At 43.2% G+C, this 308-nt stretch carries 1 tRNA gene and 1 rRNA gene; both read left to right on the top strand.

Annotated features, from left to right (window positions below):
* Window positions 1-80 (top strand): 16S ribosomal RNA (locus tag HC723_RS17135); the annotation flags it as partial.
* A 59-nt stretch (window positions 81-139) separates the two neighbouring features.
* Window positions 140-215, top strand: a tRNA-Ala gene (locus tag HC723_RS17130).
* Window positions 216-308 lie beyond the last annotated feature (93 nt).

Here is a 308-nt window from a genome sequence, read left to right as displayed (position 1 = left end):
TTACCACTTTGTGGTTCATGACTGGGGTGAAGTCGTAACAAGGTAGCCCTAGGGGAACCTGGGGCTGGATCACCTCCTTACGAAAAGATTATTTTTGATGAGTACCCACACAGATTGATTAGGTTTAAATAGAAGTTAAGGGGCTATAGCTCAGCTGGGAGAGCGCTTCGCTGGCAGCGAAGAGGTCTGCGGTTCGATCCCGCATAGCTCCACCATCTTTAAGTATTCTCCTTGAGAGTATTTAAAAATGGTTACATCGAAAGATATAACTTGCTCTTTAACAATTTGGAAAGCTGACTGAATAAATA

It is taken from the genome of Vibrio sp. S11_S32 (genome assembly GCF_014694465.1).
Classification (GTDB): Bacteria; Pseudomonadota; Gammaproteobacteria; order Enterobacterales; family Vibrionaceae; genus Vibrio; species Vibrio algicola.
This window is presented reverse-complemented; position numbering and strand designations above follow the sequence as displayed.